5 protein-coding genes are annotated in these 4,420 nt (G+C 46.0%); 3 read left to right on the plus strand and 2 right to left on the minus strand.

Translation table 11 applies throughout. From position 1 onward, the window contains the following. Window positions 1-759: LysR substrate-binding domain-containing protein (locus MHN01_RS17790; protein WP_239412565.1), on the plus strand; the 759-nt coding region annotated here is incomplete at its 5' end. A gap of 21 nt (window positions 760-780) precedes the next feature. Here MHN01_RS17790 and MHN01_RS17795 read toward each other — a convergent pair. Together MHN01_RS17795 and MHN01_RS17800 are read right to left on the minus strand one after the other, a co-directional pair. Further along, the gene (locus tag MHN01_RS17795; RefSeq protein ID WP_239412566.1) at window positions 781-1,581 is read right to left on the minus strand and encodes a hypothetical protein; all 801 of its coding nucleotides are present in this window, start codon (window positions 1,579-1,581) and stop codon (window positions 781-783) included. Between the two features lie 213 nt (window positions 1,582-1,794). After that, a complete protein-coding gene (locus MHN01_RS17800; protein WP_239412567.1) occupies window positions 1,795-2,688 on the minus strand; it encodes a LysR family transcriptional regulator in 894 nt (297 codons plus the stop codon). 139 nt (window positions 2,689-2,827) lie between these two features. Between MHN01_RS17800 and MHN01_RS17805 the strand changes: the two genes are divergently transcribed. Both MHN01_RS17805 and MHN01_RS17810 read left to right on the plus strand, forming a co-directional pair. After that, complete coding sequence (locus MHN01_RS17805) at window positions 2,828-3,367, plus strand: NADPH-dependent FMN reductase (protein ID WP_239412568.1); 540 nt, start codon at window positions 2,828-2,830, stop codon at window positions 3,365-3,367. A 9-nt stretch (window positions 3,368-3,376) separates the two neighbouring features. After that, on the plus strand, window positions 3,377-4,258 hold the full coding sequence (locus MHN01_RS17810) for a glutathione S-transferase C-terminal domain-containing protein (RefSeq protein WP_239412569.1): 882 nt from the start codon (window positions 3,377-3,379) through the stop codon (window positions 4,256-4,258). Window positions 4,259-4,420 lie beyond the last annotated feature (162 nt).

Raw genomic sequence — 4,420 nt, forward strand, 5'->3', positions numbered from 1 at the left:
CTCAGAACTCGTCTACTGGAGAGAACAACTCGCCGTATGACACCGACAGAGTCAGGAGAGCAACTTTACGCTTCGACAAAAGGCCTACTCAGTGCTCTCAATGATGCACTAGAAACGATTAATCATGATTCGCAAGCTATATCAGGACAATTAAAGGTTCTGATGCCTGACATTCGGGTGTTGACCGATGCCGCAGTGTCGTTCTGTGTAGAACATTCCGCTATCTCACTTTGTTGCGAGACCAGTTTAAGCCCAAAAGAAGACTTGCTGGATGGCTTCGACCTCATTGTAACGTTTAGCCGGGGGAAATTAGCTGATAGTGGCTGGATTGCCAAAGAGATTGCACGCTGGCGAAGTGTTGTAGTGGCCTCTCCAGACCTGATTAAACGATATGGCAAACCCTACAAACTGAGTGAACTGAGCCAACTACCTTGTGTCAGTAGCCTGACAGCTTTAAATGGCACCCCTTGGATATTCAAAGGCATCAACGGAAAACATGTCCGGCAGAGTGTGAGTTCACCCTTTAAGGTTAACAGCGGACACATGGCCAGAGCGGCAGCTTTAGCTGGTCTTGGTTTTGCGATACTGCCTGAACACGCCTGTTTGCCCGAATTACATACCGGCTTATTGGAACCAATAGAATTAGAAGCCGAGCCTGAAGATTTGGTGCTACATGTTTTCTATGCAGGGCGGAAACATTTGCCTCCCAAAGTTTCCGCCTTCATTGAGCACCTTCAAGTCCAGCTCAATACTGAGTGAAGAAAATTAAGTGATCAGGACTTAGTGTTCCAGCAGTTTAGGCACATCACTGCTGAAGTCGATCCATGCGTTGGTGCCAAGAGTCTCAGTCCCTTCGACACTTGGTTCTTCGTAGCGCATAACAAAGTGTTCAGGGCCGTGGGCATAGGCAACAACCAGTCCATAAGGCGCATCCAGGAAGCCTCCATGTGGCACGAGACCTGGGTAGCTGATCCGCCATGCTTCACCATCTGATGGTACATGGCCCAATGTCAGTTTACCGACCACATTGTCCGGCAGTACAAAAAACCATGTCCATGGTCCACCGGATACAATAGTCATCACTTCATCAATACCGACCCCATCATCGGAGCTGTTAACATGCAACTTACCGAATTTATCTTGTAGGTAGTGCATTACTTCCGGCGTCATTGCTTTCATGTCGTACACTTTTGGATACGGCGCAACGCCAACTTCAGATGTTGAAAGGAAGCCACCTCTGTGCGCCTCCGGTACTCGACCGGCTTTTTTGATTTGATCCAGCAAATCACCACGGTGCAAAGAAAATAGTGAGATTAGCTGTTCACTTTCTTCTTTTGTAATGGCTCTTTCTTTAGAGGCTTCCAAAATAGGTCTCGCTTCTTCGGGCAAGGGGAGCGTGCTCACTCGTACACCAACCGCCCTGAGTACATCATTGACCTTCTCAACTCCTTGAGTAGGCGTTCTGCCGTCACTGTATGACAAGGTCAACTGCCCCTCTGTCGAAACTGTTTTTGCCACGCTATGTGCGACTGGCATACTGGCAATCGCACTCACTATGAGTAATTTGGTCCATTTATTCATCATTTGCTCCTCGCTAGATTACTTAACACGGAGTCGTGTTGTCGTGGACCAGTCTAGGGAGCGGTTCAAATGAGAAAAACAGTATTGCGGTGAACTAACTATTCACCATGAGTAAACTAACCTGCTTAAATAGCTCTTATTAGAGGCCAAAAAGCCAGAGCTATTCAGTTTTGGTAAACAGTATTTGAGGTTAGAAGAAAACAGTCGTTATTCTTATTTGTTTTCGAAATGGTTGACGACAAAATCAATAAAGGCCCTGACCTTCTGGGACTGCTCTTTATGAAATGGATACACCACATACAGTGAATGCTTGTCGGCTTGCCATTGTGGTAGCACCTCAACAAGCTCTCCTGACGCTAACTCGCTTCGAACAAACAGCTCCGGCAGCAGCAGAATACCGTGGCCTGAGCAGGCCGCCTGCTTAAGCGCTAGTCCGCTGTTTACTACGTAAGAGCTTGCGGGAAGCTCAACTTCTTTCACCTCATCCTGGTTTCTGAATAACCAGCGTCTGGCAGATGAAGAAAAGCTGTATATGAGGCACTTGTGGAAGGCAAGATCGTCAGGCTTGATAAGCTCGCCGGATTTATCAATATACTCGGGAGATGCACAAAGCACACGCCTCAAATCTAGCAACTTTCGGGATCTCAGGCTGGAATTGCTGAGCTCCCCCCCTCCCCTAATCGCAATGTCGATACCTTGTTCGATAAGATCAACGTATTGATCGCTCATAACTACTTCAATAGAGAGCTCCGGGTGTTGATGCATGAATTCACAAACGATAGGATTTATTTCAATGATACCCAATGACATAGGAACACTAATTTTCAGTGCGCCTTTTAAGGTCTGAGAAGATTCGATAACAGAAAGATCAGCATGCTTAAGATCATCCAGGATACTGCAAACCTGGCTGTAATAGCGCTGCCCGTTGTCCGTAATGTGCATCTTGCGTGTTGTCCGATTGATCAATGGGCTTTTAAGGTAGTCTTCCAGCTCGTTAATATTTTTGCTGATCGCAGCCTTGGACAGATTCAAATCTTCAGCTGCCGCTTTGAAGCTTCCTAGCTCTACGACTCTTCTGAAAACCGTTAGCGCCCTGATCTTATCCACTTTGGCCTGTCCTTATTGTTTACTTATGGTGAACTGTTTAACCACCAAGGTATAGTTTATTCACTAAATCTAGTCAATTAGTATTTATCGTCATCGACAACACAAAGATGTCGAACTAAATAACTAACAGGACAAGATCATGAAAAAGATACTCGCGTTCTCTGGAAGCAATCACAGTCAGTCAATCCACAATAATCTGGTTCGTTCCCTGGCAGCAAAAGTGACTCAGAATGAAGTGACTATCATCGACTTGAAAGACTTTGACATGCCAATGTACGGCATAGATGAAGAGTCACAAGGCATCCCGACAAAGGCCTTCGAGCTTAGACAAATAATGAATGAGCACGATGCTTTGGTTATTGCCTCTCCTGAGCACAACGGCTCTATGCCTGCGTTTTTAAAGAATGTTATTGACTGGCTCTCGCGTGCCGCCAAACCAGGCCAGCCTTTCTTTGGCGATAGCAAAAAACCAGTTCTGCTGGTCAGCACATCACCAGGGCCGAACGGCGGTGCAACCAACCTTAAAACCATGACAGATCTCATGCCATGGTGGGGAGGTGACGTAAAAGCCACTTTCAGTTTAGGAAGTTATCAGGAGAAGTTTAGCGATGGTGATTTTGATGTCGCCACCCAAGCCGAACTAGACGCTCTTATGGCTTCATTTGAAAAAGCACTCTAGGAGCATCCCATGGCGGTTTTAGAACAAGGAACTTGGTATCCAAACAAAGAGGTTAACGAGTTGTCTTATGAAGACAGCTTTGAACTGCCCCAAACGGCTGAGCAAGACCGCTATCATATGTATATGTCGCTTGCCTGCCCTTTTGCCCACCGACCTTATCTGGTCATCAATTTTCTTGGGCTAAATGATACCATCACAGTCTCTTCGGTTGCTGCCAAGCGATATGACGACGGCTGGCTATTTGATGACGTTCACTCAGATCCTCTATACAACGCAGGTGATCTGGTTAAGCTTTACCAACGTGCCAACCCGATTTACACCGGAAGAGTGACGGTGCCGGTACTCTGGGACAAACACACGCATACCATAGTAGGGAATGACTCATCTGAGATAGCAATCGAACTTGCTACAAACTGGCTACCTCTGGCCAAATACCAACATGAGTTAGTTCCCAATAACCTGCGAACTGACATAAAAGCCCTAAACGAATGGCTACACATCAATGTCAATCGAAAGGTCTATCACGTCGGATTTGCCACAGAGCAGGCAGACTATGATCGCGCCAGTACTACCCTGTTTGAGGCTCTCGAGCAGCTGGATACCAGATTAAGCCAATCTCCATATTTATTTGGCACAACAGTGACTCTTTCTGATCTATTCTTGTTGCCAACGCTTGTCAGGTTTGAAGCGGTTTATGAAGTGCATTTTAAGGCCAATAAAAAACCACTAAAAGCCTTTGAAAACTTGTATCGGTATATGCTGGATTTAGTCATTATCAAACGGATCAGAGAGACAATCGACATTGAGTACATGAAGCAACATTACTATTTTTCGCACAAACATATTAATCCAAACGGCATCATTCCTGCTGGTCCTGATATCAACTGGTAGACCGGACTTGATAAGTCCCTGTTCTTCGATGACATGTCCGTACCTGAAAGGCACATTGAAATAAAGCGAGATAGGAAGTTGGCGCAAGAATATGACATTTCCTCTACACCAACCTTGGTTATCAATGAGAGGTGGGCTGTGCCGGGTGCACTCGAGCTACAG

Source organism: Photobacterium sp. OFAV2-7, from assembly GCF_022347985.1.
Taxonomy (GTDB): Bacteria; Pseudomonadota; Gammaproteobacteria; order Enterobacterales; family Vibrionaceae; genus Photobacterium.

Excerpts from the sequence above, each read along its gene's own strand:
- MHN01_RS17810 (WP_239412569.1), top strand. The coding sequence starts at position 3,377 with ATGGCGGTTTTAGAACAAGGAACTTGGTATCCAAACAAAGAGGTTAAC.
- MHN01_RS17805 (WP_239412568.1), top strand. The coding sequence starts at position 2,828 with ATGAAAAAGATACTCGCGTTCTCTGGAAGCAATCACAGTCAGTCAATC.
- MHN01_RS17795 (WP_239412566.1), bottom strand. The coding sequence starts at position 1,581 with ATGAATAAATGGACCAAATTACTCATAGTGAGTGCGATTGCCAGTATG.